This window comes from Pseudoalteromonas sp. SK18, assembly GCF_001974855.1.
Classification (GTDB): Bacteria; Pseudomonadota; Gammaproteobacteria; order Enterobacterales; family Alteromonadaceae; genus Pseudoalteromonas.
This window is the reverse complement of the sequence record NZ_MTQB01000003.1, coordinates 166371-190197: the sequence shown is the minus strand read 5'-3', so window position 1 is coordinate 190197 and position 23827 is coordinate 166371. Positions and strand designations below refer to the sequence as shown.

At 41.4% G+C, this 23827-nt stretch carries 19 protein-coding genes; 11 read left to right on the top strand and 8 right to left on the bottom strand.

What is annotated here, in order from left to right:
* Positions 1–154 precede the first annotated feature (154 nt).
* The 3 genes from BW139_RS04285 to eat are packed head-to-tail and all read left to right on the top strand — an operon-like array spanning position 155 to position 3880.
* The gene (locus tag BW139_RS04285; RefSeq protein WP_008114355.1) at positions 155–1561 is read left to right on the top strand and encodes an ethanolamine ammonia-lyase subunit EutB; all 1407 of its coding nucleotides are present in this window, start codon (positions 155–157) and stop codon (positions 1559–1561) included.
* Positions 1558–2430 carry an ethanolamine ammonia-lyase subunit EutC gene (eutC, locus tag BW139_RS04280; RefSeq protein ID WP_008114356.1) on the top strand — a complete coding sequence of 291 codons (873 nt, stop codon included), beginning with the start codon at positions 1558–1560 and terminating at the stop codon, positions 2428–2430. Before BW139_RS04285 ends, eutC begins: the two co-directional genes overlap by 4 nt.
* A gap of 37 nt (positions 2431–2467) precedes the next feature.
* The gene (gene eat / locus BW139_RS04275; protein WP_076918807.1) at positions 2468–3880 is read left to right on the top strand and encodes an ethanolamine permease; all 1413 of its coding nucleotides are present in this window, start codon (positions 2468–2470) and stop codon (positions 3878–3880) included.
* An 87-nt stretch (positions 3881–3967) separates the two neighbouring features.
* Here the strand turns inward: eat and BW139_RS04270 are convergent, their stop codons facing one another.
* Both BW139_RS04270 and BW139_RS04265 read right to left on the bottom strand, forming a co-directional pair.
* Positions 3968–4693, bottom strand: a complete 726-nt coding sequence (locus BW139_RS04270; protein ID WP_076918806.1) for a MauE/DoxX family redox-associated membrane protein — start codon at positions 4691–4693, stop codon at positions 3968–3970.
* A 265-nt stretch (positions 4694–4958) separates the two neighbouring features.
* A complete protein-coding gene (locus tag BW139_RS04265) occupies positions 4959–5975 on the bottom strand; it encodes a LacI family DNA-binding transcriptional regulator (RefSeq protein ID WP_054201446.1) in 1017 nt (338 codons plus the stop codon).
* A gap of 574 nt (positions 5976–6549) precedes the next feature.
* On the opposite strand from BW139_RS04265, the gene BW139_RS04260 reads away from it, so the two are divergent.
* The 5 genes from BW139_RS04260 (at position 6550) to nagP (ending at position 13768) form a co-directional block, all read left to right on the top strand.
* Entirely contained in the window at positions 6550–9240 is a 2691-nt protein-coding gene (locus BW139_RS04260) for a family 20 glycosylhydrolase (protein ID WP_076918805.1), read from the top strand.
* 162 nt (positions 9241–9402) lie between these two features.
* Positions 9403–10314: an N-acetylglucosamine kinase gene (nagK, locus tag BW139_RS04255; protein ID WP_076918804.1), complete on the top strand. Its 912-nt coding sequence runs from the start codon at positions 9403–9405 to the stop codon at positions 10312–10314.
* A complete protein-coding gene (nagB-II, locus tag BW139_RS04250; protein WP_076918803.1) occupies positions 10314–11312 on the top strand; it encodes a glucosamine-6-phosphate deaminase NagB-II in 999 nt (332 codons plus the stop codon). Before nagK ends, nagB-II begins: the two co-directional genes overlap by 1 nt.
* Positions 11313–12440: an N-acetylglucosamine-6-phosphate deacetylase gene (nagA, locus tag BW139_RS04245; protein ID WP_076918802.1), complete on the top strand. Its 1128-nt coding sequence runs from the start codon at positions 11313–11315 to the stop codon at positions 12438–12440.
* Between the two features lie 32 nt (positions 12441–12472).
* Complete coding sequence (gene nagP, locus BW139_RS04240) at positions 12473–13768, top strand: N-acetylglucosamine MFS transporter NagP (protein WP_076918801.1); 1296 nt, start codon at positions 12473–12475, stop codon at positions 13766–13768.
* 68 nt (positions 13769–13836) lie between these two features.
* Here the strand turns inward: nagP and BW139_RS04235 are convergent, their stop codons facing one another.
* Both BW139_RS04235 and BW139_RS04230 read right to left on the bottom strand, forming a co-directional pair.
* Positions 13837–15336 carry a DUF2235 domain-containing protein gene (locus BW139_RS04235; protein ID WP_076918800.1) on the bottom strand — a complete coding sequence of 500 codons (1500 nt, stop codon included), beginning with the start codon at positions 15334–15336 and terminating at the stop codon, positions 13837–13839.
* Between the two features lie 93 nt (positions 15337–15429).
* Positions 15430–16734: an NAD(P)/FAD-dependent oxidoreductase gene (locus BW139_RS04230; RefSeq protein WP_076918799.1), complete on the bottom strand. Its 1305-nt coding sequence runs from the start codon at positions 16732–16734 to the stop codon at positions 15430–15432.
* Positions 16735–16965: 231 nt separating this feature from the next.
* On the opposite strand from BW139_RS04230, the gene BW139_RS04225 reads away from it, so the two are divergent.
* Complete coding sequence (locus tag BW139_RS04225; RefSeq protein ID WP_076918832.1) at positions 16966–18894, top strand: ATP-dependent DNA helicase RecQ; 1929 nt, start codon at positions 16966–16968, stop codon at positions 18892–18894.
* 70 nt (positions 18895–18964) lie between these two features.
* Positions 18965–19273, top strand: coding sequence for a YkgJ family cysteine cluster protein (locus tag BW139_RS04220; RefSeq protein ID WP_036985260.1), 309 nt, complete (start codon positions 18965–18967; stop codon positions 19271–19273).
* 71 nt (positions 19274–19344) lie between these two features.
* On the opposite strand, the gene BW139_RS04215 is transcribed toward BW139_RS04220, so the two are convergent.
* The 3 genes from BW139_RS04215 to BW139_RS04205 all read right to left on the bottom strand — a co-directional run bounded on the left by BW139_RS04215 (position 19345) and on the right by BW139_RS04205 (position 21716).
* A complete protein-coding gene (locus tag BW139_RS04215; RefSeq protein ID WP_076918798.1) occupies positions 19345–19962 on the bottom strand; it encodes a glutathione S-transferase family protein in 618 nt (205 codons plus the stop codon).
* A gap of 48 nt (positions 19963–20010) precedes the next feature.
* Positions 20011–21039 (bottom strand): NADP-dependent oxidoreductase, encoded by a 1029-nt coding sequence (locus BW139_RS04210; protein WP_076918797.1) that lies wholly within the window; start codon positions 21037–21039, stop codon positions 20011–20013.
* Positions 21040–21206: 167 nt separating this feature from the next.
* Positions 21207–21716: a GNAT family N-acetyltransferase gene (locus BW139_RS04205; protein WP_076918831.1), complete on the bottom strand. Its 510-nt coding sequence runs from the start codon at positions 21714–21716 to the stop codon at positions 21207–21209.
* A 153-nt stretch (positions 21717–21869) separates the two neighbouring features.
* Here BW139_RS04205 and BW139_RS04200 point away from each other — a divergent pair, with 153 nt between their 5' ends.
* A complete protein-coding gene (locus BW139_RS04200; protein WP_076918796.1) occupies positions 21870–23075 on the top strand; it encodes an anhydro-N-acetylmuramic acid kinase in 1206 nt (401 codons plus the stop codon).
* Positions 23076–23107: 32 nt separating this feature from the next.
* Here BW139_RS04200 and BW139_RS04195 read toward each other — a convergent pair whose 3' ends face one another.
* Positions 23108–23593 carry a hypothetical protein gene (locus tag BW139_RS04195; protein WP_076918795.1) on the bottom strand — a complete coding sequence of 162 codons (486 nt, stop codon included), beginning with the start codon at positions 23591–23593 and terminating at the stop codon, positions 23108–23110.
* Between the last annotated feature and the right edge of the window lie 234 nt (positions 23594–23827).

The window sequence follows — 23827 nt, the reverse complement described above, 5'->3', positions numbered from 1 at the left end:
TATATGAAATAAAGCTAAAAATGATGATTTGCCAAAATTCGATAGTGTCTTGGTATGAATTAAGCTCTCTTGAAACTAAACAAAATTGATTTATAGCTTATAGGTCAGCAAAACCTGTACCAAGGTTTGAACTAGTTGTTATGTGGAGTAGATCATGGGGCAAAGGTACCGATATACACTGGGCACGCAGGTGTATAATTTTAAAAATTTGGCGCAAGTAATGGCAAAAGCCACTCCTCATCGCTCAGGTGACAGGTTAGCGGGTGTTATTGCACAATCAGCGCAAGAGCGAGCGGTTGCCCAAATGACCTTAGCAGATATTCCGTTGAAGGCATTTTTAAATGAGGCACTGATTGCTTATGAAGACGATGAAATAACTCGCTTAATTATGGACGATCACGATGCTAATGCATTTATGGCGATTGCTCATTTAACCGTGGGAGATTTTCGTAATTGGTTGTTAAGTGACTTTGCAACTCCCTCGGTACTTGCAAGTGTAAGACAGGGGATCACTCCGGAAATGGCTGCGGCTGTTAGCAAAATAATGCGTAATCAGGATCTTATCCTTATTGCTAAAAAATGCCATGTAACTAGTGCATTTAGAAACACCATTGGTTTACCTGGGCATTTATCCACGCGTTTACAACCTAATCACCCAACAGATGATATTAACGGCATTGCCGCCTGTATTTTAGATGGGTTGCTGTACGGTAATGGTGATGCGGTGATAGGTATAAACCCCGCAACCGACAACGTGGCGCAGGCTATTAAATTGATGACATTGATGGATGAGGTGATTCAAAAATATGAAATTCCTACCCAAAGCTGTGTGCTTACCCATGTCACTAATACGATTGAATGCATAGAAGCGGGGGCGCCAGTTGATTTAGTGTTTCAGTCTATTGGTGGAACAGAAGCCACCAATTCGAGTTTTGGTTTTAGTTTAAATACTTTAGCTGAGGCACAAGATGCCGCGCTGAGTTTAAAGCGTGGCACGGTAGGCAATAATGTGATGTATTTTGAAACAGGGCAAGGCAGCTCGCTTTCGGCTAATGCTCATCACGGGCTAGATCAGCAAACCTGCGAAACTCGCGCGTATGCCGTTGCACGAAAATTTAATCCGCTATTAGTTAATACGGTGGTGGGATTTATAGGCCCGGAGTATTTATTTGATGGCAAAGAAATTACCCGCGCGGGGCTTGAGGATCATTTTTGTGCCAAATTACTGGGTATTCCGATGGGATGTGACGTGTGTTACACCAATCATGCCGAGGCTGACCAAAATGATATGGATAACTTACTTACGCTGCTTGGTGTAGCTGGGTGCTCGTTTGTGATGGGGATTCCGGGCTCCGATGACATTATGCTCAATTACCAAACTACCTCATTTCATGATGCGTTATACGTGCGCCGAGTTCTAGGCTCTCGTCCCGCGCCAGAATTTGAAAAGTGGCTTACTAACATGAACATTATGAAAAACAGTAGCGATGTTACTTTATCGCACAGTCTTCCCGCTGCATTTGCTAAGCCGTTAGATGCACTGGCGGGAGGCCGTTCATGACTGCAGATTTTAAATCAAATGACCTTGCTAATACTGATCATAAAAATAATGGCAATGTGGTACACAACCCATGGCGTGACTTACGCCAGTTTACTGATGCCCGCATAGGACTTGGTCGAGCGGGTATTAGTTTACCAACCTCTGAAATGCTGGCGTTTCAACTGTCGCATGCGCAAGCGCGCGATGCAGTCAATTTTCCACTTGATATCAATGAAATGAAAGCAAAGTTAGCGACTGTTAATGCAGCTAATGCGCGTGTATTGCATTTACATAGCCAAGCGGTTGATAGAGTTACTTATTTACAACGACCAGATTTGGGTCGAAAGCTAAATGAGAATAGTCGTCAATTATTACTTGATTTTGTTGCTGAGCAACAGCAAAGCACCCAAGAAAAATACGACTTAGCCATTGTAGTCGCTGATGGTTTGTCATCGTTGGCGGTTCAAAAAAATGCAGCTCCTTTTATAGCTGAATTACTTTCACAGTTGAGCGTTAATAAGCCACTTACTCTTGCTCCAATCACCTTAGTTGAACAAGGGCGAGTAGCCATTGGTGATGATATTGGTGAGTTATTGAATGCCCAAATTGTGATGGTGCTCATTGGTGAACGTCCTGGGCTTAGCTCACCAGATAGCTTGGGACTTTATTTAACCTGGGAGCCTAAAACAGGGCTTAACGATTCGCTGCGTAATTGTATATCTAATATTCGTCCTGCTGGTTTGCCCTATATCGATGCGGCAAGACGGGCAGCCTACTTATTAAATGAAGCTAAAACATTAAAACTAACAGGAGTGAACTTAAAAGATCGGACACAGGATGATGTGATTGAGCATCAACAATCGAGCCGTCATTTTTTAAATGCGGAATAACGGTAACTAAAAATAAAAAATCGATAAAGAGGATGTTATGTCTACTAATAATTCAGAATACTTAGCAAAAAGGCAGCTCAAAGGTGGCACTGCAGGTTGGCTATTGCTGGCAGGGTTAGGGGTATCGTATGTTATTTCAGGTGACTTTGCTGGGTGGAACTTTGGTATTGCAGAAGCTGGCTGGGGCGGCTTCGCGATAGCTGCAGTGTTAATGGCGATTATGTATTTAACTTTGGTGTTATCGCTGGCTGAAATGTCGGCTGCTATTCCTGCAGCTGGAGGGGGTTATAGTTTTGCTCGTCAAGCAATGGGGCCAACGGGGGGTTATTTAACCGGTCTTGCGGTATTAATTGAATATGCGTTAGCACCGGCCGCCATTGTGATATTTATTGGCTCTGCAGTGGAGGCGTTAACGGGGTTCAATGGCCCATGGGTTTATGCACTATTTTATTTGGTGTTTGTAGGTATTCATTTAGCTGGAGTAGGTGAAGCGCTAAAAGTAATGATGGTAATAAGCGGTTTAGCGGTACTGGCTATTGTTGCAACGGCAGTGGTTTTAATTACAAATTTTGATGCTACCAATTTATTTGATGTTGCAGTAACAGATGCCGCAGGTGCGAATGAATTTTTACCTTTGGGTTGGTATGGGGTGTGGGCTGCATTACCTTTTGCTATGTGGTTGTTTTTAGCGGTTGAAGGCGTGCCATTGGCGGCTGAAGAAGCAAAAGATCCGGCTAAAGATGTACCTAAAGGTATTATTGGCGCCATGGTATTTTTATTGTTTACTGCGTTATTAGTGGTTGTGTTAGTACCCGGCGCAGCAGGTGCAACAGCAATGGGCGCAAGTGCAGTTCCGCTGGTAGATGCGTTAAATGCGACAGGCAATAGCGATTTAGCAACCGTGGTTAATATACTGGGATTAGCAGGGCTGGTGGCTTCATTTTTCTCTATTATTTATGGCTATAGTCGGTTGGTATTTGCGTTATCGCGTGCGGGATATTTACCGCGTTCGTTATCAATTACTACAGCGCGTAAAGTGCCAGCACGAGCGCTTATTGTACCTGCTGTATTTGGTTTTTTAGCTTCACTAAGTGGTGAGGGCGATTTAATGTTAGCTATGGCGGTGGTTGGTGCAACAGTATCGTATGCGTTAATGGCGTTCAGTCATATAATGTTGCGCTTAAAACAACCCGACTTACCTCGACCTTATAAAACGCCTGGCGGCATTGTCACTTCAAGCATAGCATTGTGTTTATCCTTGATTGCTCTGACCGGTGTGTACGCCTTTGACCCCCGTGCTTTTTTATACACTATGGTGCTGTTTATAGTCGGTGCGGCGTATTACTTTGGCTTTAGCTCTAAACACTTAGTGGCCAAAAGTGCAGATGAGGAGTTTGCTATGCTCGCTGATGCTGAGGCAGGTTTAAATACAGCGATAAGTGAGGGGTAATTTTCATTTACTGAAATATCTCATGTGGCTTAAACCTAGGCAGCGTTTGTAATGGCGCGGTAAGTTGTAACTTACCGCGCTTTTATATTATTTAACTAGCATCCATATACCGGCAGCTATCATAAATAGGTTTTCGGTTAATGAAATAAAGCCAAGGGGTACATTACTATCGCCGCCAACACAGGCACATTTTAGTGCTCGCTTGTCTATGTATACAGCTTTAATAACAGAGACTGCGCCAATACTACCTATAAATAAAGAGATAGGGGCTATTGAATAAGCGGGCAGCGCTGCAATCATACCTATACCCACAAAGGCTTCTAAAAATGGATATACATAAGCGTAAGGGATCACTTTCATGGCGAGTAAGTCGTAAGTGATAAACGAGTTTGAGAAGCTGGTTAAATCTTGCAGCTTTTGTATGGCTAGTACGGCCATTGTTAATGCTACAAAAAGCTCAAGCGTATACACGCTTAGCCCTGCACCACTTAACGAAAAGGTTAAACTTAGCAACAAGGTAACCGCAAAAATCGCTATAACAGGGGTATAGGTTGTACCTTGCTGACCGGCAGGCGGTTTATTAAAGAAACTTCTAAGTTCGTCGTAGCCACCGATAAGCCCATCATCTATAAACGTTTGTGGTGTTGTTTCTACATTGTGTTGTTGTTTAAACGCATCGGTTTGCGCTCTTGAGGTGAGTAAATGATCGTCTACTTCAAAGCCTTGACGTTCAAGCAAATCTTTAGATTTTAAACCAAATGGGCAAATATGTTCATCGGTTGCCATTCTATACAATTGGGCTGATTTGGCCATAATTTACTCCTGTATATTTATACCAATCTGCAATAATACTTAATTAAGCGAATCGGTATTAGAGAGTTGAACTGAGTTATGTAACCTTGAAAGATCAACCGAGCCTAAGTGTAAAATTTACATTGAAAGTCGTCTAACTGTTAATAAACTCAGTAATACAGAAGGTATATTCAAAAAGTAGGCCGTTTTTAATATAACCCTGCGCTGAAGGTTTTTTTACAACGCACAGGGGAATATTAATAATACGGTGATCCCATTTACACGGTTAACTAGGGCGTGCGGTAGAGTCTCTTACGACAAGTTCAGGAGTGTATAGTTTTATAATATCGCGGTCATTGCCATTACGAATTTGGGCTATTAACAAGCTGGCCGCATCTTCGGCAATTTTATTATTAGGCTGATGAGCGGTGGTGAGTTTTGGCCAGGTTTGACGCGAGAATGGACTATCCTCAAACCCTGTTATAGAAAGCTCGCTGGGTATATCAATGTTCATTAATCTGGCTGCAAATAACGCACCGGCGGCTATTTCATCATTACATGAGACAATAGCGGTTGGCCTATTTGTTTGGCTAATGAGTGTTTTAGCGCCCTCAACCCCCGACTCAAATGAATATTCGCCATCAATAATTAAACTTGGATCTATAGTAATGTCGTATTGGGTTAGCGCTGCTTTGTAACCTTCCAAGCGCTCTTTGGTCGAGTTATGCTCGCTGCCACCGGCTAAAAAGCCAATGCGCGTGTGGCCGTTATTAATTAGATGCTCAGTAATTGACTTTGAGGCGAGATTATCGTCAATCATAATACAGGGTGTTAATGAGTCAGGCGCGTCGTGCCCTGATAAAATACGCACAACTTTTAGGTCTAGTTGAGTTAGCTTTTCAACAAACTCAGGCATTTCAGAAAAGGGCGGGGTGAGTAAGATTCCCGCGATACGAGTGCGTTTGATCATATTCGTAATTTCATCAAAAATATGCGCTTCTTTGGCATCACATGGGTGAATAAGTAGTTCAAACCCCTGCTTTTTGCACGCATCTAAAATACCATTTTGCATGTCGATAATGTAGTACGCATTAGGATTGTCGTATATGTAAGCTATGCTGTAAGCTTTTGTTCCTGCAAGACTTCTTGCTGCTAAGTTTGGCTGGAAGTTCAACTTTTCGACTGATGCCATAACTCTTTCACGGGTATTGTCACGGACCGAGGTTTCGTTATTTATTACTCTTGATACCGTTTTTATTGATACCCCGGCATCTTTTGCCACGTCGTTTATTGTTGTTCTCATAGGCTTAATAGACCTTTATATATCATTTTAGGTACTAATTTATCTTTATCGGTTAACGACTACAGCAAGAGTAGTTAACAGTACTCGGTTTTTATTATTTGACGACTAAATTATAAAGACATCATTGAATATTAACAGTTAATTTATACGCCTTTCTTGTGAGAATGGTAGATAAAGTTTCAGGTAATGATTTGGTAATATTTAAATCTCATTTAAATACAATGATTTAAAATAAAACCATACGTATGCATGTAAATTATTTGTATCTTTTTTGCCCCCTTGTGTAGCTATAAAAGAAAAAAAAGGATACATTAACAGCTAAATGACAGCGTTGTCATAAGTTAAAGCGCAATGTTAATTATTATTTAAAACCTTCGTTAGTGCATTGTTTGGCTAAGGTAGCAATTGCTAGATATGAATAGTGATTGATTTAAAAGCATAAAATATTTTCTAGCTGATGGTACATTATAAACTAACCACACTAAGAATGAATGCATTGAAAAATCGGCTTAATTTTTAGCATTTGAAATAGGTGCTTGAGTGACTAAGTTAATACAATAGAGGAAAGTAGCGAATGAAGATTAAATCATTACTGACAGCATGCTGCTTAGCAATGGGTTTAAGTGCGTGTCAGGGCAATGTTGATGAACAAAGCACCGTATCGGTTCAGCTAAGCCCTGCAAGCGACAGTGCGGTGGAGTTACTTGCCAACACATTACAAATAAAATATCAGCAAGTTGATAACCGCCCATCAGCTCAGTGCGATCCAAATATTGAAAACGGTCACTGTTTTAAAGCAAACTTACATTTAACTGCCAACTCGGCGATCAATGTTGACCAATGGAAAATTTACTTTAGTCAAATTACGCCAATACAAAAGTCGGTTAGCGATGAATTTACTATTAAACACGTTAATGGCGATATTCATGTTATTGAGCTTAAAGACGGGTTTACTGGCTTTAAAGCCGGTGAGACTAAAATGATTACTTTTTATGCGCATTTTTGGTCATTATCGCAAAGCGACGCTATTCCTAACTATATCGTGGTGAATAACAATGACACCGCTAAAGTGATTGAAAGTACAAGGCCTAAAATTGACCCAGAGACGGGCTTAGAGCTATTACCACATGTAGAACCTTATACCGATTACACTCGTCAGTTTAAACGTACTGAGAGCGATAAAACTCAGTGGCTTACTGCTGAGCGCTTGTTTGAGCGTAATGAAAAGTATGACTTTTCAGCTTATTTAACCTCGAAAAATCAAGTAAGCAATGTGATTGCTCAACAAATTATACCCACCCCACGCGTTAGCGAATTTAGTCAAACTCAAACGCTTGATATTAGCCAAGGGCTTAATATTAACTATGCAGAAGTTGATAAATCAAGTGTATTGGCTGCAATTGAGCGCTTGGCACTGTTAGGTATTAATATAAGTGATGATGCAGCGGCAATTAAGGTCACACTTAATTCCACTGTTAAAAAAGATCAGCTTAATGGCAGTTATAAATTAGCGATTAAAGCCGATGAGGTGGTTATTGATGCCGCTGACGAAACTGGGATTTTTTATGCTCTGCAAAGCTTAGCGAGCTTATATCAGGTTAATAGTAATATGTTACCTGTGGGAGAGGTTATTGATGCACCGCATTATCAGTTTAGAGGGGTATTGGTTGATGTAGCACGAAACTTTCGTGATAAAGGCTTTATTTTAAAGTTACTTGATCAAATGGCTGCTTATAAACTTAACAAGCTACATTTGCACTTAGGTGATGATGAAGGCTGGCGTTTAGAAATTCCATCACTGCCTGAACTAACCGATGTAGGTGCAAAGCGCTGTTTTGATCAAAGCGAGCAGCAATGTTTAATGCCACAATTAGGCGCAGGGCTTGATACTTCAAGTGCAGCAAACGGCTATTATTCGGTAGCTGACTACCAAGAAATACTTAAAGCGGCGAGTGCGCGCCATATTCAAGTGATCCCATCGCTTGACATGCCAGGGCATTCTCGCGCTGCAATTAAAGCCATGCAAGCGCGTTATAATAAATACATAAAACAAGGCGATAAACAAAAAGCCGAACAGTTTTTACTGTATGACCCGCTTGATACAACGCTCTATTCGTCGGTACAACACTATAACGACAATACCATTAATGTGTGTTTAGACTCATCCTATGCGTTTATCCGTGAAGTAATGGAACAAGTAAAAAGTATTCATAGTGAGGCACAGCATCCGCTAACTCGTTATCACATAGGCGCCGATGAAACCGCCGGAGCATGGGTCGATTCACCTGCTTGTGCTGATTTTATTAAACAAAATAAGTTAGAAATTACTAAAGCGAATCAGCTGGGCAGCTATTTTATTGAACGTATTGCCAATATGTTAGCTGATATGAATATTGAAACCGCAGCATGGAGCGATGGCTTATCGCATACTAACCCAGAGAATATGCCAGAGGTTGTGCAAGGTAATGTTTGGGATTTATTAATGTGGAATGGCCATCAGCGTGCACATGAATTTGCCAACAGAAATTGGCAAGCAGTGCTTTCGTCACCAGATGTACTGTATTTTGACTTTCCGTATGAGGCAGACCCACAGGAGCATGGTTATTACTGGGCTTCAAGGCATATAAATACTGAAAAGATATTTCAGTTTATGCCAGATAATTTACCTATTCATGCTGAATTTTGGCTCGATAGAGAAGATAATCCCTATGTAGCTGATGACACGTTAAAGTATGATGAGCAAGGCAAGGTCGTATCCGCGCCTTTAGCAAAAGATAAACGTTTTGTGGGTATTCAGGGGCAATTATGGAGCGAAAATACGCGCACCAATAATATGGCTGAATATAAGCTGTTCCCACGGTTATTATCGCTGGCACAGCGTGCTTGGCATAAAGCAGATTGGGCGGTACCGTATGATCACAATGGCTTTGTTTACAGCCAACAAACAAATCGCTTTAGTCCTGAATTAAAACAGCAGCGCGATCAGCAATGGCAAACTTTTGCTGCTACCATGGGGCTAAAAGAATTTGCCAAGTTAGAACGTGCTGATGTGCATTATCGTCTTGCAAATGCAGGTGCTAAAATTGAGAATAGCATGTTGTACGCCAATATTGCTTACCCTGGTTTAGTGATTGAATATAAACAAGGTGATGAACAATGGCAAACCTACACACAACCGGTCAAAGTAACACAAGATGTATGGGTTCGTTCTAAAACGCCTTATGCAAATCGTGTTAGCAGAAAGCTTAAAGTAACGCACCGATAAGGTGCGTTTTTCCTTAAATTATTGACTATTGAAGAAGTTATTTATTTGTAAATAAAAATAATGACAACGCTGTCATTTATGCTAGTATAAGATTCATACAGTATGACAGTCCGGTTTTATTTTAGTGTTTTGCAAAACGGTCGAACAACTTAAGAGGCAAAAATGATCACCAACAATATTAAAAACAATCAACTCTTTGTGGGGATCGATGGCGGCGGCACTAAATGTAAAGCAATTATCGTCAATAGCTGTAATGACATAGTCGGCACCGGCGTGTCAGGCCCAGGTAACCCGTTACATGGGTTTAATCAAGCAACTCATTCTATTGAGCAATCAGTGCGTTTAGCATTACAAGATGCAGGGCTTAAAGATACGCCTTTATCTGAGCTTATTGCAGGGGTTGGTTTAGCAGGGGTTAACTTACCAAGTTTGCACAATCAAATGATGCAGTGGCAACACCCATTTAAAACTATGCACTTAACTACTGATTTACTCATTGCTTGTATGGGCGCTCATCAGGGCGGCGATGGCGCAGTGATGATTGCTGGCACTGGTTCGTGTGGATTTTCATACGTTAATGGCCAATCGTTTATGATTGGCGGTCATGGCTTTCCACACGGTGATAAAGGCAGTGGTGCTTGGATTGGCTTTACTGCGTGTCAGTATGTGCTGCTTAGCCTAGATAATTTAATCCCAAGTGGTGCGCTTACTAATTTGTTAATGAAGTATTTAGAAGTCAGTGATGCGATGCAACTTGTTGAAGTGATTGCCAATAAACCCGCCGCCTTTTTTGCGCAACTTGCAGGTTGTGTTTTTCAATCCGCACAAGCGAACGATGCCACAGCAATTGCTATTTTAAAAGAAGGTGGCGCTTATTTAAGCGACATTGCACGACAATTATTAGATAAAAACCCACCAAGGCTTTCGTTTATTGGTGGTTTATCAACCGTGATGACAACATGGTTAGATCCAGACATACAAGCTATTTTATCAGCCCCATTATCGTCACCAGAAATGGGGTCTGTACTTTACGCTAAACAACAGCACGTTAATTACAGCAGCCAGGAGTTATGATGTTTAACACACTAATGGAAAAAGAAGCGGCGCAAACGCCAAATGTTATTGAAAAGCAAATTATTGCCAACCAACCTTTAGTGGAAAAAATTGGTCATAAGCTTCGCGATATGGCCCCTAAAGTAGTTATGATGATTGGTCGCGGTTCATCTGATCATGCTGGCGTTTTTGGTAAGTATTTAATTGAAATTGAAGCGGGTGTACCGGTCAGTTCAGCTGCGCCCTCAGTGGCGAGTGTATATGGTAAAACATTAAAGCTGGAAGGCGCCGTGGTAATTGTTATTTCTCAATCAGGACGCAGCCCAGATATTCTAGCTCAGGCAAAAATGGCTAAAGAGGCGGGCGCTTATTGTATTGCGTTGGTTAACGATGAAGCGTCGCCATTGCAAGATATTGTCGATGATTTTGTACCTCTTAAAGCCGGTGATGAAATTTCGGTGGCGGCAACAAAAAGCTATTTGGCAACGTTGTCGGCATTGGTACATATTGTTGCTAATTGGACGCAAAATGAGTCATTATTACAATCGCTTAACGAGTTACCTAGTGCGCTTAATGCCATTATAGATTCGCCAACTCAGCTACAACCTACTGAGTTTGCAAATATTAAGAATATGGTGGTATTGGCACGTGGTTTAGGATTTTCTATCTCAAAAGAAATGGCACTTAAGCTTAAAGAAGTGTGTGCTATTCATGCTGAGTCATTTAGTAGTGCGGAGTTTTTACATGGCCCGGTGACCTTGGTTGAGCAAGGGTTAGTGATTTTAGATTGTTCGGTTGATGATGAAACCAAAGAGTCACATCAGCAGCAAATTGCTGAGGTTAAAAAGCGCGGTGCACAAGTAATTAGCCTTAATCAACAAGGTATTAAAGTACACCCGCGATTAGCGCCATTTTTAGTATTACAGCGCTTTTATCTTGATGTGGCAAAAGTGGCATTAAGCCGTGGTTTTAATCCTGATGAGCCAAAGGGGCTTAAAAAAGTAACAAGGACATTATAAATGTCAGTTAAACGAATTCATGTAGCCCAGTTTTTTGATGGCGAGCACTTTGTTAACGATAAAGTGCTCAGCGTTGATGCGGGTATTATTACGGCAATAGATGATAACGTACAGCAGGCAGACGAGTACCTAACGGGGTTAGTTGCACCTGGTTTTATTGATATTCAAGTTAATGGCGGCGGCGGTGAATTGTTTAACCGTACTAGCAGTGTTGCTGGGGTTAAAAAAATACTGCTGGCACATGCCAAATATGGCACAACCGCTATGCTGCCAACGTTAATTACTGACACCGTAGAAGTCATGCGCCAAGCAGCCGATGTAATTGCTCAGGCGATAGCCCAGCAGACTCCCGGTATTATTGGCATTCACTTTGAAGGCCCGCACCTATCAGTGGCAAAAAAGGGCGCTCATAGCGCTGATTTTATTCGTCCTATTTCTGAACAAGAATGGCAGGTGTTATCTCGCCAAGATTTAGGTAAAGTCGTGGTAACCTTAGCGCCTGAAAATGTACTACCAAGCGATATTACCAAAATGCGTGATTTAGGAATTCAGGTTTGCTTAGGCCATACCAACGCTAGCTTTGCACAGGCTCAACAAGGCGTTGATGCTGGAGCAACCGGGTTTACGCATTTGTATAATGCTATGTCGCCATTACAAGGGCGTGAGCCGGGTGTAGTAGGGTGTGCATTATTAAATGATGATACTTACTGTGGCTTAATTGTTGATGGCCATCATGTTGATTACGCCGCATGCCAACTGGCATTAAAAGCAAAACCAATGGGGCGCGTATTTTTAGTTACTGATGCGATGCCACCAGTGGGAACAGATGACACTCAATTTGCTTTTTTTGACCGAACTGTCAACTTAGATAATGGTAAGCTCACGTCTACAACCGGTGAGTTGGCCGGCTCTGCGCTTGATATGGCAACCGCAGTTAGAAACACTGTAACTCATTTAAAGCAGCCATTAGCGCTAGCGCTGAATATGGCCAGTTTATACCCTGCTCAGTATTTAAAGTTGCCTGCCACACACGGGCGATTAGTACTGGGTAGCCCAGCAGATTTTGTACAATTAAACACACAACAACAAGTCATTAGCACGTGGATTGGCGGCGCTCAGGTTTGTTAACAACATAATAAATATAAATAAAGGAAAATAACATGACAACCAATGTTATGGATACGTCCAAAAATAGTAGCGTGGTCCCAATGGCCATTGTTGCGGTATTATTTTTTATACTGGGCTTTGCTACTTGGCTTAATGGCTCGTTAATGCCGTACTTAAGTCAAATTTTACAGTTAACTCCATTTCAAGGGTCGTTAATTTTATTTTCCTTTTATATTGCGGTTACATTTACTGCGCTGCCCTCGGCAGTATTGATCAAGAAGGTTGGCTATAAAAACGGTATGGCATTGGGTATGGGCTGTATGATGTTAGCAGGCTTAATGTTTATTCCTGCTGCTATGTCACAGTTTTTTCCTTTATTTTTATTAGCCCAGTTAGTAATGGGCGCAGGGCAAACCTTATTACAAACCGCGGTTAACCCGTATGTGGTGCGCTTAGGGCCAGAAGAATCGGCTGCTGTACGTATTAGTATTATGGGGATTTTAAATAAAGGCGCAGGGGTTATTTCTCCGATGGTATTTACCGCCTTAATTTTAAGCAATTTTACCGGTACGGTAGGCACTGAGCTGAGCCAAGAGCAAGTTGACGATATGGCCAACGGCCTTATTTTACCTTACTTAGGCATGGCTATATTTATTGGTTTATTAGCTTTTGCTGTTAAAAAGTCGCCGCTGCCAGAACTTATCAATGATGAAGTTGAAGCAATAAACGATAAAAGTGAAATTCGTGAAACACTCTCTCATCCAAACTTAGTGTTAGGTGCTATTGCTATCTTTTTATATGTTGCCGTAGAGGTTATTGCTGGCGATACCATAGGTACTTTTGCACTATCGCTGGGTGTTGAAAACTATGGGGTAATGACCTCATACACTATGATGTTTATGGTGTTTGGTTATATTTTAGGTATTATGCTTATCCCTAAATTTATCTCTCAGCAAGCGGCCTTAACAGCATCGGCAGTATTGGGTATTGTGATCACCGTGTGTATTTTGTTTATTGATGCGCAATCGTTTGTTATTGCCAACGCCATACTGGTGCCTTTAGGAGGCGCTAATTTACCAGACGCTTTACTACTAATTGCCTTTTTAGGCTTAGCAAACGCCATTGTTTGGCCAGCGGTTTTCCCACTAGCGTTATCAGGGTTAGGTAAACTAACCAGCACGGGCTCAGCACTGTTAGTAATGGGTATAGCAGGCGGCGCATTTGGTCCAGTGCTATGGGGCTTACTAAGTGGTTTTACCTCGCTACAAACAGGTTACTCTGTATTGTTACCCTGTTACTTATTTATATTATTTTATGCCGTGAAAGGCCATAAAATGAAAAAACAATAACGTCCACCAGCTATCCCTAGCTCAGTGCACTTTGCAGTATAAAGTGCACTGATTATATGGGTTATTTATCAGCTTAATCGCGTTACTTTGAGCTTTATCCTGCCAGCATTCGCCCCATAAAAACGATTTAAATCATTAGCAAATGGGCAAAATTCCCCCGATTTTTTAATGGTTACTTCAACGCCTTCGGCAATTTCAAATGCATGTTCATCGCTTTGACCAATTGTACCTATTAAACTAAACCACTGCGCCATAGCTAAACGCCTAAATGGCTCAAGTAATGCCATAGGGATTTCTTTTACACCGAGTTGCACGTTATCGCGATGCCAACCAGAAGGAGAGCACTTTACACCATCGTCATACCAATATTGATTAGGATAAGGTGTAAAGCGATAGGTGGCACCTTGGGCAAGCATTAAGCCGGTGGCGTTATAAGTTTCGCTGGCGTACACCATCACATCTTGGCTTTGATTAACACTCAGTAAGCTCATATTTTGGTTGGCGAGCATTATATGGCTACTGAGTCCGATAAAGTTTAGTGTGCTGTCGTCACTGTAAATCATTTTATAATGTAAGTTTTTTAACGATTCAGGGCGGTAGCTAGTTAATTTATTAATTCGCTGCGCAACACTGTGATGTATTAATGGAGCGATGTGGCTTATTTCATCGTCAATTAATACACAGCACTGCCTATCAACAAGTTTAAAAAATGGGTTTAACCAAAAGTAATGTTGCTGATGACTCAGCGCCAGTGGATCGGGAATAACCGTCACATCGTCTTGGGCAACCAAGTTACTCTCAGGTAAAAGACTTTCGTAGTCTATGTCATGGCTGGTTAGCAATGAAACTGACAGCGGTTGAGCAATAAGCCATTCAAGTGCATAACGCAAACAAATATCGGCAAGCCCATCGCGATAGTAGCCACCTCCCACATCGGAATGAGCTCCTGCAAACCACAGCTCGGTAATGTTGGCTTGTTGGTTCATTAATGTGGGCTCAAAGGCGCGACGTTTTTCATCAAGCGCAACACAGTGCAATGCCTCAGTGACATTATTGGCAATGGTATGGTTTTCAAAAATAACATGTTCAGCACCGCGGGTAGCCTTACTTACCTTTGACAGGCCAATTGAGGCGACGGTATCAAACACACACAAATACACTCGCTCATTTATTAATGGTTCTAAACATTTAGCAAAGCGCCGTGCTAAGGCCGCGCCTCTACTAAAACCAGTAAGCAGTAGGGTATCGCCGCTTTGGTAGTGTTGTTTAAAATCATTAATAGCGTGAGTTAAAATGCTGGCTACGTCATCAGAGCGTGGGGCAAGTGCTTGATTTAAAATTCGCTTTAAACGACTGCCCTTGGTGCCTATGCCTTGGTAATAAAAGCTTAATTGCTTGGAAAATGGGGTGGTGGGTGAATCATCAAGTTTACCGCCGAGCAATAAATGTAGTTTTAAAATATTAGAAATACTAGCGTCTTCTTTAAAATGCTCAGTACTAAATTGGTCTGCGTCGCGGGGTTCACTGCCGGTACCATCAAAATTAAAAATAAGCGTTTTACCCGACATAGCCTGTTCCTTAAAATTTTTGTGTACTTTATATAGCTAATATTAAAGATTAAAGACAGTGATAACTTAAATTAGCACTGTCTTTAATCTTGGCTAGTGCAGCTTCATTTTAGGACGCACAACACGCAGCACCTTTTCGCTGATCCATAAAGCAAAGGTTTTGGCACTGCCGTGAATAGCGCGCTGATGCATTCTGTATAATGAAATATACATAAAGCGAGCAATTTTACCTTCAATAAAAAAACTACTACTGGTTAGGTTGCCCATTAAGCTGCCCACCGTGCTGTAGCGCGATAAATTTACCAGTGAGCCATGGTCGTTATATTCAAACTTCTTAAGGGGTTGCTCACGTAATGTAGCAATCAGGTTTTTTTCAACGCACTGCGCCATTTGATGCGCCGATTGTGCGCGTGGTGGCACTTGTGTCCCATTATCTTGAGTAAACGCGCAGCAATCACCAAGCACATATATTTGTGGGTCTAGGTTACTTTGTAAGTAATCATTCACTTTTATTTGGTTGTTACGTGTTAGCTCAAATATGTCTAGCTCTTTAATGAAGTCAGGGGCTTTTACCCCTGCTGCCCACACCATAATATCTGCATTTATTTGCTCGTCACCTTTTGTGATAAAGCCATGCTCGGTTGCTTGTTTAACTTGGGTGTTTTCTCGTACGATAACCCCTAATCTTAATAACTCACGTTTGGCTGAGCTGGCAATTCGCTCAGATAGCGCAGGTAAAATGCGGGGGCCCGCTTCAATCAAGTGTATGTGTAAGCGCTTAGCCGACATATTGGTTAGACCGTATATTTTGAGTAAGTCAGAAACATGATACAGCTCAGCCGAGAGCTCAACACCTGTTGCCCCACCGCCAACAATAGCAATGTTTAATGAATGCAATGGGTCGTCGTCTTGATGAAGGCGAGTAAAGTTATCCAGTAAGGCGTGTTGAAAGCGTTCGGCTTGTTGGTTTGAATCAAGGTAAAAGCAATGCTCTTTAATGCCAGGGGTATTAAAGTCATTACTGACACTGCCTATAGCAATAACAAGGTGGTCATAGTGAACAGTTCGTTTTGGTAAAATTTGATGCCCTAATTCATCATTTAGGGGACTTAAGGTGATGGTTTTATTATTGTTATCGAGGTTACAAAAGGTGCCAAGCTGGAAGTTGTAGTGGTGCTTGGCGGCATGGGCTGAGTATACAACGCCATCTAAATCTGCATCAATAGAGCCGGTTGCAACCTCATGTAATAACGGTTTCCAAATATGAGTGCGGTTTTTATCAATAAGTAATATATTTGCGTGTTGCTTCTTTCCTAATTTGTGCCCTAATTGAGTTGCTAGCTCCAGCCCACCAGCGCCACCGCCTATGATGACGATTTTTGGTATGGTTTTGTCCATGACTATGCCCTTAAAAATAATATACCGAAGCAATTTCTGTACGTTGATTTTTAAAATGACTTGGGTATCAAAAAAATTATTTTGGCAATGCATCACTTAGGTAATATTGTGCGCCTAAATAACACGCATGTCAGCAAAAAATCACGTCATTTGCTGTATACTTATATGCAAATATTTCATCTAATGCGCATTTACAGCATTTATGGGCACCGACATAAAAAGGACGCTTTTATGAGTACCTCGCTAGTTCAGTCTCTTGAGCAACATTTTGGTTTTAATCAGTTTAGAGCAGGGCAACAACAAACCATAGAGCAACTGCTAAATGGTCAATCATCACTGGCGATATTTCCTACAGGGTCGGGTAAATCCTTGTGCTATCAACTCACCGCGTTACATTTACCGCATTTAACTTTAGTGGTATCGCCATTATTAGCGCTTATGAAAGATCAAATAAGCTTTTTAAACAGTAAAGGCATCTATGCTGCAAGCCTCGATTCAAGCCAAGATAAAATGCAAAGCAGTACCGTAATGAACGATGTGCGCAGTGGTAAAGTTAAAGTGTTAATGGTATCGGTTGAGCGCTTTAAAAACGAACGCTTTAGAGAGTTTATTAGCCAAGTAGCGCTTTCTATGTTGGTGGTAGACGAAGCGCATTGTATATCTGAGTGGGGTCATAATTTTAGACCCGACTATTTAAAACTACCGCGTTATCGTGAAGAGCTAAATATTCCGTTAGTGTTACTATTAACCGCCACAGCCACTAAAAAAGTAAAACGCGATATGGCAGAACGCTTTGCTATTGAGCCACAATGTATTGTTCAAACGGGGTTTTATCGCGCTAATTTAGATTTAAGTGTGCTGAGTGTTAAAACTGCCGATAAAAACACTGAGCTTACTAAAATTGTCCGTGCGCAAACCGGCCCCGGTATTGTGTATGTCACGCTGCAGCAAAGTGCTGAGCAAGTGGCCAATATGTTAAGCGCACAGGGTCTGCAGGCGGTGGCGTATCATGCAGGGCTTGAAGATACCTTACGCGGGCAAATTCAAGATGATTTTATGGCGGGTAAAATAAATGTGGTGGTCGCCACTATTGCCTTTGGCATGGGGGTTGATAAATCAGACATACGCTTTGTGATTCACTACGATTTACCTAAATCAATTGAAAACTACAGCCAAGAAATTGGTCGTGCAGGGCGTGATGGCAACCCTTCCAATTGTTATACATTGGCTAATTTAGATGGCTTAAGCACAGTAGAAAATTTTGTGTACGGCGATACCCCAGAGCTCAGCGGTATTGAGCACGTGATTAACGATATTCGCCAAGCCCAACAGCAATGGGAAATGCAAGAATATAGCCTTTCAAGCGAGAGTAATATTCGCCAGCTTGCCCTTAAAACCTTGCTGGTACAATTGGAAATGCAAGGCGCAATAACCCCGCAGTATGCGTATTACGCCGATTTTAAGTATAAATTTTTGGTTGATAAAAGTGAGTTACTTAGCCAGTTTGATCAGCAGCGCCAAGCCTTTTTAACACAAATATTTAGCCATACCGACTTTAAAAAAATATGGGGTACACTTAACTTTGATAGCTTGACCCAAGCCGCGCAAGTTGACCGTAAACGTGTGGTAGCCGCACTTGATTACCTAGCAGAAAAAAACCTTATCACCCTTGAAACCAAACGTATTACTCAAGTGTACAAAGTGCATAGCGAGGTGATTAATAACATCGAACTTGCCCAGCAGTTACACGATTATTTTACCGATAAAGAGCAAGCTGAAATAAAACGAATTGCTGCACTAGTACGCTTTTTTGAGCTGCAATCTTGCTTAAGCTATAACTTAGCCCGTTATTTTGATGATGCGAATGCGCCACAGCAATGTGGGCATTGTAGTGTGTGCCGTGGGCATGCGGTCAAGCTTGAGTATTCACTCACCCCACCAGAGATTAATGAGTCACTTATCTATCAAAAGGTGGATGAGTTTTTGGCGCATATGGCAACGAAAGGAGCGCACAATGTGGGCATTGAAACCCAATGTCGGTTTTTAGCGGGAATGAGTGTGCCGCTATTTGCGCGTAATAAGGTACGCCAGCTAAGTGGTTTTGCACTGTGTGAGCAACAGCGCTACAGCGAAACTAAAGCGATATTACTGGCACGATAAATTATATTAATTTAATGCAATTGCTATTAGTTCCTGTATTCTGATGGCTTATTCTAAACAGTAAGCCATTATGCCGCACAACGTTATCCCTGTAAGAAATATAACCCCGACTAACGAACCCATCACATGCGCTAATTGCCAAGCGTGTTGTTGTCAATTAGAAGTGCGTATTGTTAGTGATACCGGTGTGCCTTTTCAGTATATTGATTACGACAAATGGGGCAGTGAAGTTATGAAGCGTGGCGACGATGGCTGGTGTCAAGCTCTCGATAGAAACACGTTAATGTGTACTATTTACGAAAATCGCCCATTAACGTGTCGAGAATTCGAAATGGCGTCTGATGAGTGTATTACTGAGCGAGAATTGGCGGGTATTTAAAATGCAATTTTGCAAAGGGTGATCATAAAAAAAAGGATCTTATGACCCTTTCTTCATTCGTGTTTAACCAGTTAATCGTATTTAGCTTCAAGCTCGTTAGCAGTATGAAACTTCTCGTGGCTTTGCAATTGCTCATCATATTTAACAAGGTTTTTAAAGTGTGTAAGCTGGCCAGCGTTTTTAACTATTTCAACAATAAACGACATCATGAAATCGGCACCAGTTAGGGTGTCGCCTACTAAATAGCGCTTACCTTCAAGGCGGTTGTTAAAATAGCTAATTACTTTAGCGGTTTCAGCATCGGCATAGCCCTCTAAAAATTGCGTTTTAGCGCCATCTTTTTGTACAAACATTTTCAGCAATAATGGTAAAATAGCAGAGCTTTCGGCAAAGTGAAGCCATTGCTGATAGTCTACAAATTCCGCAGTACCTGTGGCTGGTGCAAATTTACCTTTGCCATATTTAGTGATCAAATAATCTGTGATAGCGCCAGACTCGGCAATCACTAAGCCGTCATCTTCGATAACCGGTGATTTACCCAGCGGATGCACATTTTTAAGCTCATCAGGGGCTAAAAAAGTTTCAGTGTTGCGCTGATAAGCAACAATTTCGTAATCAACTTCAAGCTCTTCGAGTAACCAAATAATACGTTTAGAGCGAGATTTATTTAAGTGGTGTAGTTTAATCATTATCTTCCTTATTGGGCTGTGCTGAATTACAACACAGCATGAATGTTATTATAGTGGGCTGTTAATTTTTACTACGGTTTTACCAAAGTTTTTACCACTGATCATATCGTTAAATGCGCTGATGGTTTTTTCGAACCCATCGACAAGATGTTCGCGGTATTGAATTTTTCCATCTTGTAGCCACTGTTGCATGTCTTGGGCAAATTCGTCATAGCGGTGGCCGTAATCATCAAAAATTATAAAGCCTTGCATTTTTATTCGTTTAGTAAGCAATTGACCCATAAGCATGCCCATTCTATCTGGGCCTTCAGGCAGGCTGGTGGCATTATATTGCGATACTAACCCGCACACAGGTACGCGTGCTGAGGTATTCAGCAAAGGTAATACGGCATCAAATACTTTTCCGCCCACATTTTCATAATAAACATCAATGCCTTGCTCACATGCCTTTTCTAATTGTTCGGCAAAGTCATCAGCTTTATGGTCAATACAGGCATCAAAGCCAAGATTTTTAACAGCATGCGTACATTTTTCGCTGTCTCCGGCAACCCCTACTACTTTACAGCCTTTAATTTTCGCTATTTGACCAACCGTGGCCCCCACAGGCCCTGTTGCTGCTGCAACGACCACAGTTTCACCTGCTTTAGGTGCGCCAATATCTAACAATCCCATGTAGGCAGTAAAACCAGGCATACCCATAATACCGAGTGCATAAGATGGATTTTTAGGCTCTTTGCCTAATGACATTAAGCCCTCGCCGTTTGAGATAGCGTAAGTTTGCCAGCCTGTATATGCTAATACCCATTCGCCTTCGCTAAAGGTATCGTTTTTAGATGATTCGACTTGGCAAACCGTTGCACCGACCATTACATCACCAATTTCTACCGGGTCGGCATATGACTTAGCATCGCTCATGCGGCCACGCATATAGGGGTCTAGTGACAAATAAATAGTACGCAGCAATACTTCACCATCCTTTAATGATGGCAGCTCTACGTTTTTAAGTTCAAAGTTTTCATTGGTCGGTGCGCCGTGTGGGCGCGATGCTAAAGTAAATTGACGGCTGGTTGTGGACATAAAAATCTCCAAAATAGAGTGAAAAAACCACCTATATACCGAATGTTTAAGCTTTAAAACGATACATTGCTAAACAATAATGCGCGGATAGGCGGACAAAATTTGTACCTTGATACACGAGCTTTGGGCGAGAGAGTGTTAATTCAACCCTGCATAGAGTATTTATTCTAATTTAGATTAGGTTGATGGTTTTTAAGTAAGCTTAAAATAATAGCGTCGTAAAATTGGTTGTTTTTATAGATAGCTTGCTTGAGTTGCGCTTCTAATGAAAATTCAGCTTTGGTGAGTGCTTTTATGGAGCCAATATTACCTGAAAATACCGTAGCAAAGATTCTATTTAACTCACTACTGTCAAATGCTTCTTTGCAAATAAGCTTAATGGCTTGGGTGATAATTCCTTGCCCCCAATATTGCTGACTAAGCCAATAACCAATTTCGCCATTGCGACTATACTCAAATTCACCGGGAGTAACACCAATACAACCAACGCACAGGCCGTCAACTTCGATGGCTTTAATGATGCCAAATTTTGAGCCATGGTTTATCCACCACTGGGCGTCTGCTTGGGTATAAGGAAATGGAATTTTAGAGGACAAATAGCGAGCTACTTGATGATCATTCAAAATGGTGACTATTTGGCAGGTATCGTGTTGTTTAAATGCTCGTAGAGTGATCATGCTATAAATGAGTTTGTTATTATCAGCCAATAACTTAGCAAGCTTTAAACGCTTAAACAATGAAAACCCATTCATTAAAATTAAAGTGTATACAGGTATAACTTTGCTTAAAACTCTTTTAAAATAAAAAAAACACCCAGACAGAGTCTCTCAATGCACCCTCATATCGAAGCACTTTACAATAGCGCTAAAAAGCCTAGCCGTTTAATTATTGGTTTAATGAGTGGCACCTCGTTAGATGGTTTAGATGTGGCGCTATGTAAAATAACCGGTGCAGGTTTGCATACACAAATAGAGGTGTTAAATTTTACTACAGTTGAATATAACGACGAGTATAAAAGTAAAATAAAGCAGGTGTTTGCCAAGCGCGAATGCGATTTAGAAGTGTTGACTTTATTACACCCTTGGGTGGGCAAACTCCATGGTGAGATGGTTAATCAGTGCTTGATTGCATGGGGTATTGACCCTGCGAGTATTGATGCTATAGCCAGTCACGGACAAACTATTTATCACTGTCCGCAGTCGCAGCATAACCACCATGGCTTTAAACATGGCACCTTGCAAATAGGTGATAGTGACCAAATAGCCGTTACTACAGGCATTACCACTGTTGGAGATTTTAGACAAAAGCATATTGCCGCTGGTGGAGAAGGTGCGCCGTTGGCTGTGTATGGCGATTATTTGTTTTTTGCCAGCCCTGATGAAAACCGAATATTACTTAATATGGGGGGCATTGCTAACCTAACATTTTTACCTAAAAATAGTGATACTGCAGCTATATTCAGTTCTGATATTGGACCTGGCAATACTATTATGGATGCCTATGTACAGTATTATTTTAAAGGAATGCATTATGATGAGGGCGCAAAGCTTGCCAAAGCAGGCAAGGTGAATGCAAAACTGCTAAAAGCGCTCAGCGATAATGCGTTTTTTAAATTACCACTGCCAAAAACAACGGGGCCTGAGGTATTTAATTTAGCTTTTCTGCACGTTGCCCAAGCTCACACCGCAACCCAAAATTTAAGCCACGAAGATGTGTTGGCGACATTAAATGCGCTCTCTGCCACTACGATTGCCAAGGCGTTAAATGACTGTGCTAAAGATACTCAAAATTGTGTGGTATATGCCAGTGGTGGAGGGATTCATAATCCTCTACTTATGGAGCAGTTGCTAATGCACTGCCCAAATATTAAGGCGTTTAAGAATACCGATGATTTAGGTGTTCACCCCGATGCCAAAGAGGCGGTGCTGTTTGCTATTTTGGCAAATGAATGTTTAGCAGGGCAGCGCCAAAGTGCAGAAAATCAAAGGCAAGGAGTTTTAGATATAACCATGGGTAAAGTGAGCTTTGCCGATTAATTAAAACTTAATGATAAAATTTATAACAATAATTAGAAAAGTGAGATTAAAGCAGTCCCCATATTGGCAAGGTACTGACGAACACGGTGTGGCTTAGGCGGCGCAATCGTATTTATTGGCGCAGTATATCCGTTACCAAATTGGTTTATATGCATATCAAACTGCAAACTATTCTTTAACGTACCGTGTTTACCATGCAAAATCATTTGCATTACAAAACCACGACGATGCGCTATTTGGTTTAACCTAAGCGTGACCCGCCCTTGTTCCAAATCATACTGGCTGAGCTTTTTTTCTATGTAGTACTGAGCTTCACGTGCATTGGGTAAGGTTGCGCTAAGCGAAATAACATCATCTTCATGGGCCGCTTCAGGCAAAACGCATTGCAAAGCAATTTGATGCTGGCTAGAAGCATGCAGTGACAGCGTTTCAAATTCCATATTGTGGCTTAATGCCGCAGACATAGGATCTTCAAATGACGGCAGTGCAAAGGTTAATTGCACCATAGATTCGCTCATGGGGGGCTTATAAAACTATGTTGACTAATAATGCGGCTATTATTGCTGATGATTATTGCAAAATTATGACTAAACTAAAGCGCTTAATGCAAATACGGGTTTAAATTGCAATTGACAATTAAAGGCATTGTTTTAAATCAATATTATATTTAAGAAATAAACTATAATAGCCGCTCAATAATAACTGCGATAAACGTTTATTCAGTTCAAGGATGTAGGGCGCCTTACCTCAGC

Bases quoted from the DNA above. Each gene is read 5' to 3' on its own strand.
- BW139_RS04285 (WP_008114355.1), top strand. From the start codon at position 155: ATGGGGCAAAGGTACCGATATACACTGGGCACGCAGGTGTATAATTTT.
- eutC (WP_008114356.1), top strand. From the start codon at position 1,558: ATGACTGCAGATTTTAAATCAAATGACCTTGCTAATACTGATCATAAA.
- eat (WP_076918807.1), top strand. From the start codon at position 2,468: ATGTCTACTAATAATTCAGAATACTTAGCAAAAAGGCAGCTCAAAGGT.
- BW139_RS04270 (WP_076918806.1), bottom strand. From the start codon at position 4,693: ATGGCCAAATCAGCCCAATTGTATAGAATGGCAACCGATGAACATATT.
- BW139_RS04265 (WP_054201446.1), bottom strand. From the start codon at position 5,975: ATGAGAACAACAATAAACGACGTGGCAAAAGATGCCGGGGTATCAATA.
- BW139_RS04260 (WP_076918805.1), top strand. From the start codon at position 6,550: ATGAAGATTAAATCATTACTGACAGCATGCTGCTTAGCAATGGGTTTA.
- nagK (WP_076918804.1), top strand. From the start codon at position 9,403: ATGATCACCAACAATATTAAAAACAATCAACTCTTTGTGGGGATCGAT.
- nagB-II (WP_076918803.1), top strand. From the start codon at position 10,314: ATGTTTAACACACTAATGGAAAAAGAAGCGGCGCAAACGCCAAATGTT.
- nagA (WP_076918802.1), top strand. From the start codon at position 11,313: ATGTCAGTTAAACGAATTCATGTAGCCCAGTTTTTTGATGGCGAGCAC.
- nagP (WP_076918801.1), top strand. From the start codon at position 12,473: ATGACAACCAATGTTATGGATACGTCCAAAAATAGTAGCGTGGTCCCA.
- BW139_RS04235 (WP_076918800.1), bottom strand. From the start codon at position 15,336: ATGTCGGGTAAAACGCTTATTTTTAATTTTGATGGTACCGGCAGTGAA.
- BW139_RS04230 (WP_076918799.1), bottom strand. From the start codon at position 16,734: ATGGACAAAACCATACCAAAAATCGTCATCATAGGCGGTGGCGCTGGT.
- BW139_RS04225 (WP_076918832.1), top strand. From the start codon at position 16,966: ATGAGTACCTCGCTAGTTCAGTCTCTTGAGCAACATTTTGGTTTTAAT.
- BW139_RS04220 (WP_036985260.1), top strand. From the start codon at position 18,965: ATGCCGCACAACGTTATCCCTGTAAGAAATATAACCCCGACTAACGAA.
- BW139_RS04215 (WP_076918798.1), bottom strand. From the start codon at position 19,962: ATGATTAAACTACACCACTTAAATAAATCTCGCTCTAAACGTATTATT.
- BW139_RS04210 (WP_076918797.1), bottom strand. From the start codon at position 21,039: ATGTCCACAACCAGCCGTCAATTTACTTTAGCATCGCGCCCACACGGC.
- BW139_RS04205 (WP_076918831.1), bottom strand. From the start codon at position 21,716: ATGATCACTCTACGAGCATTTAAACAACACGATACCTGCCAAATAGTC.
- BW139_RS04200 (WP_076918796.1), top strand. From the start codon at position 21,870: ATGCACCCTCATATCGAAGCACTTTACAATAGCGCTAAAAAGCCTAGC.
- BW139_RS04195 (WP_076918795.1), bottom strand. From the start codon at position 23,593: ATGAGCGAATCTATGGTGCAATTAACCTTTGCACTGCCGTCATTTGAA.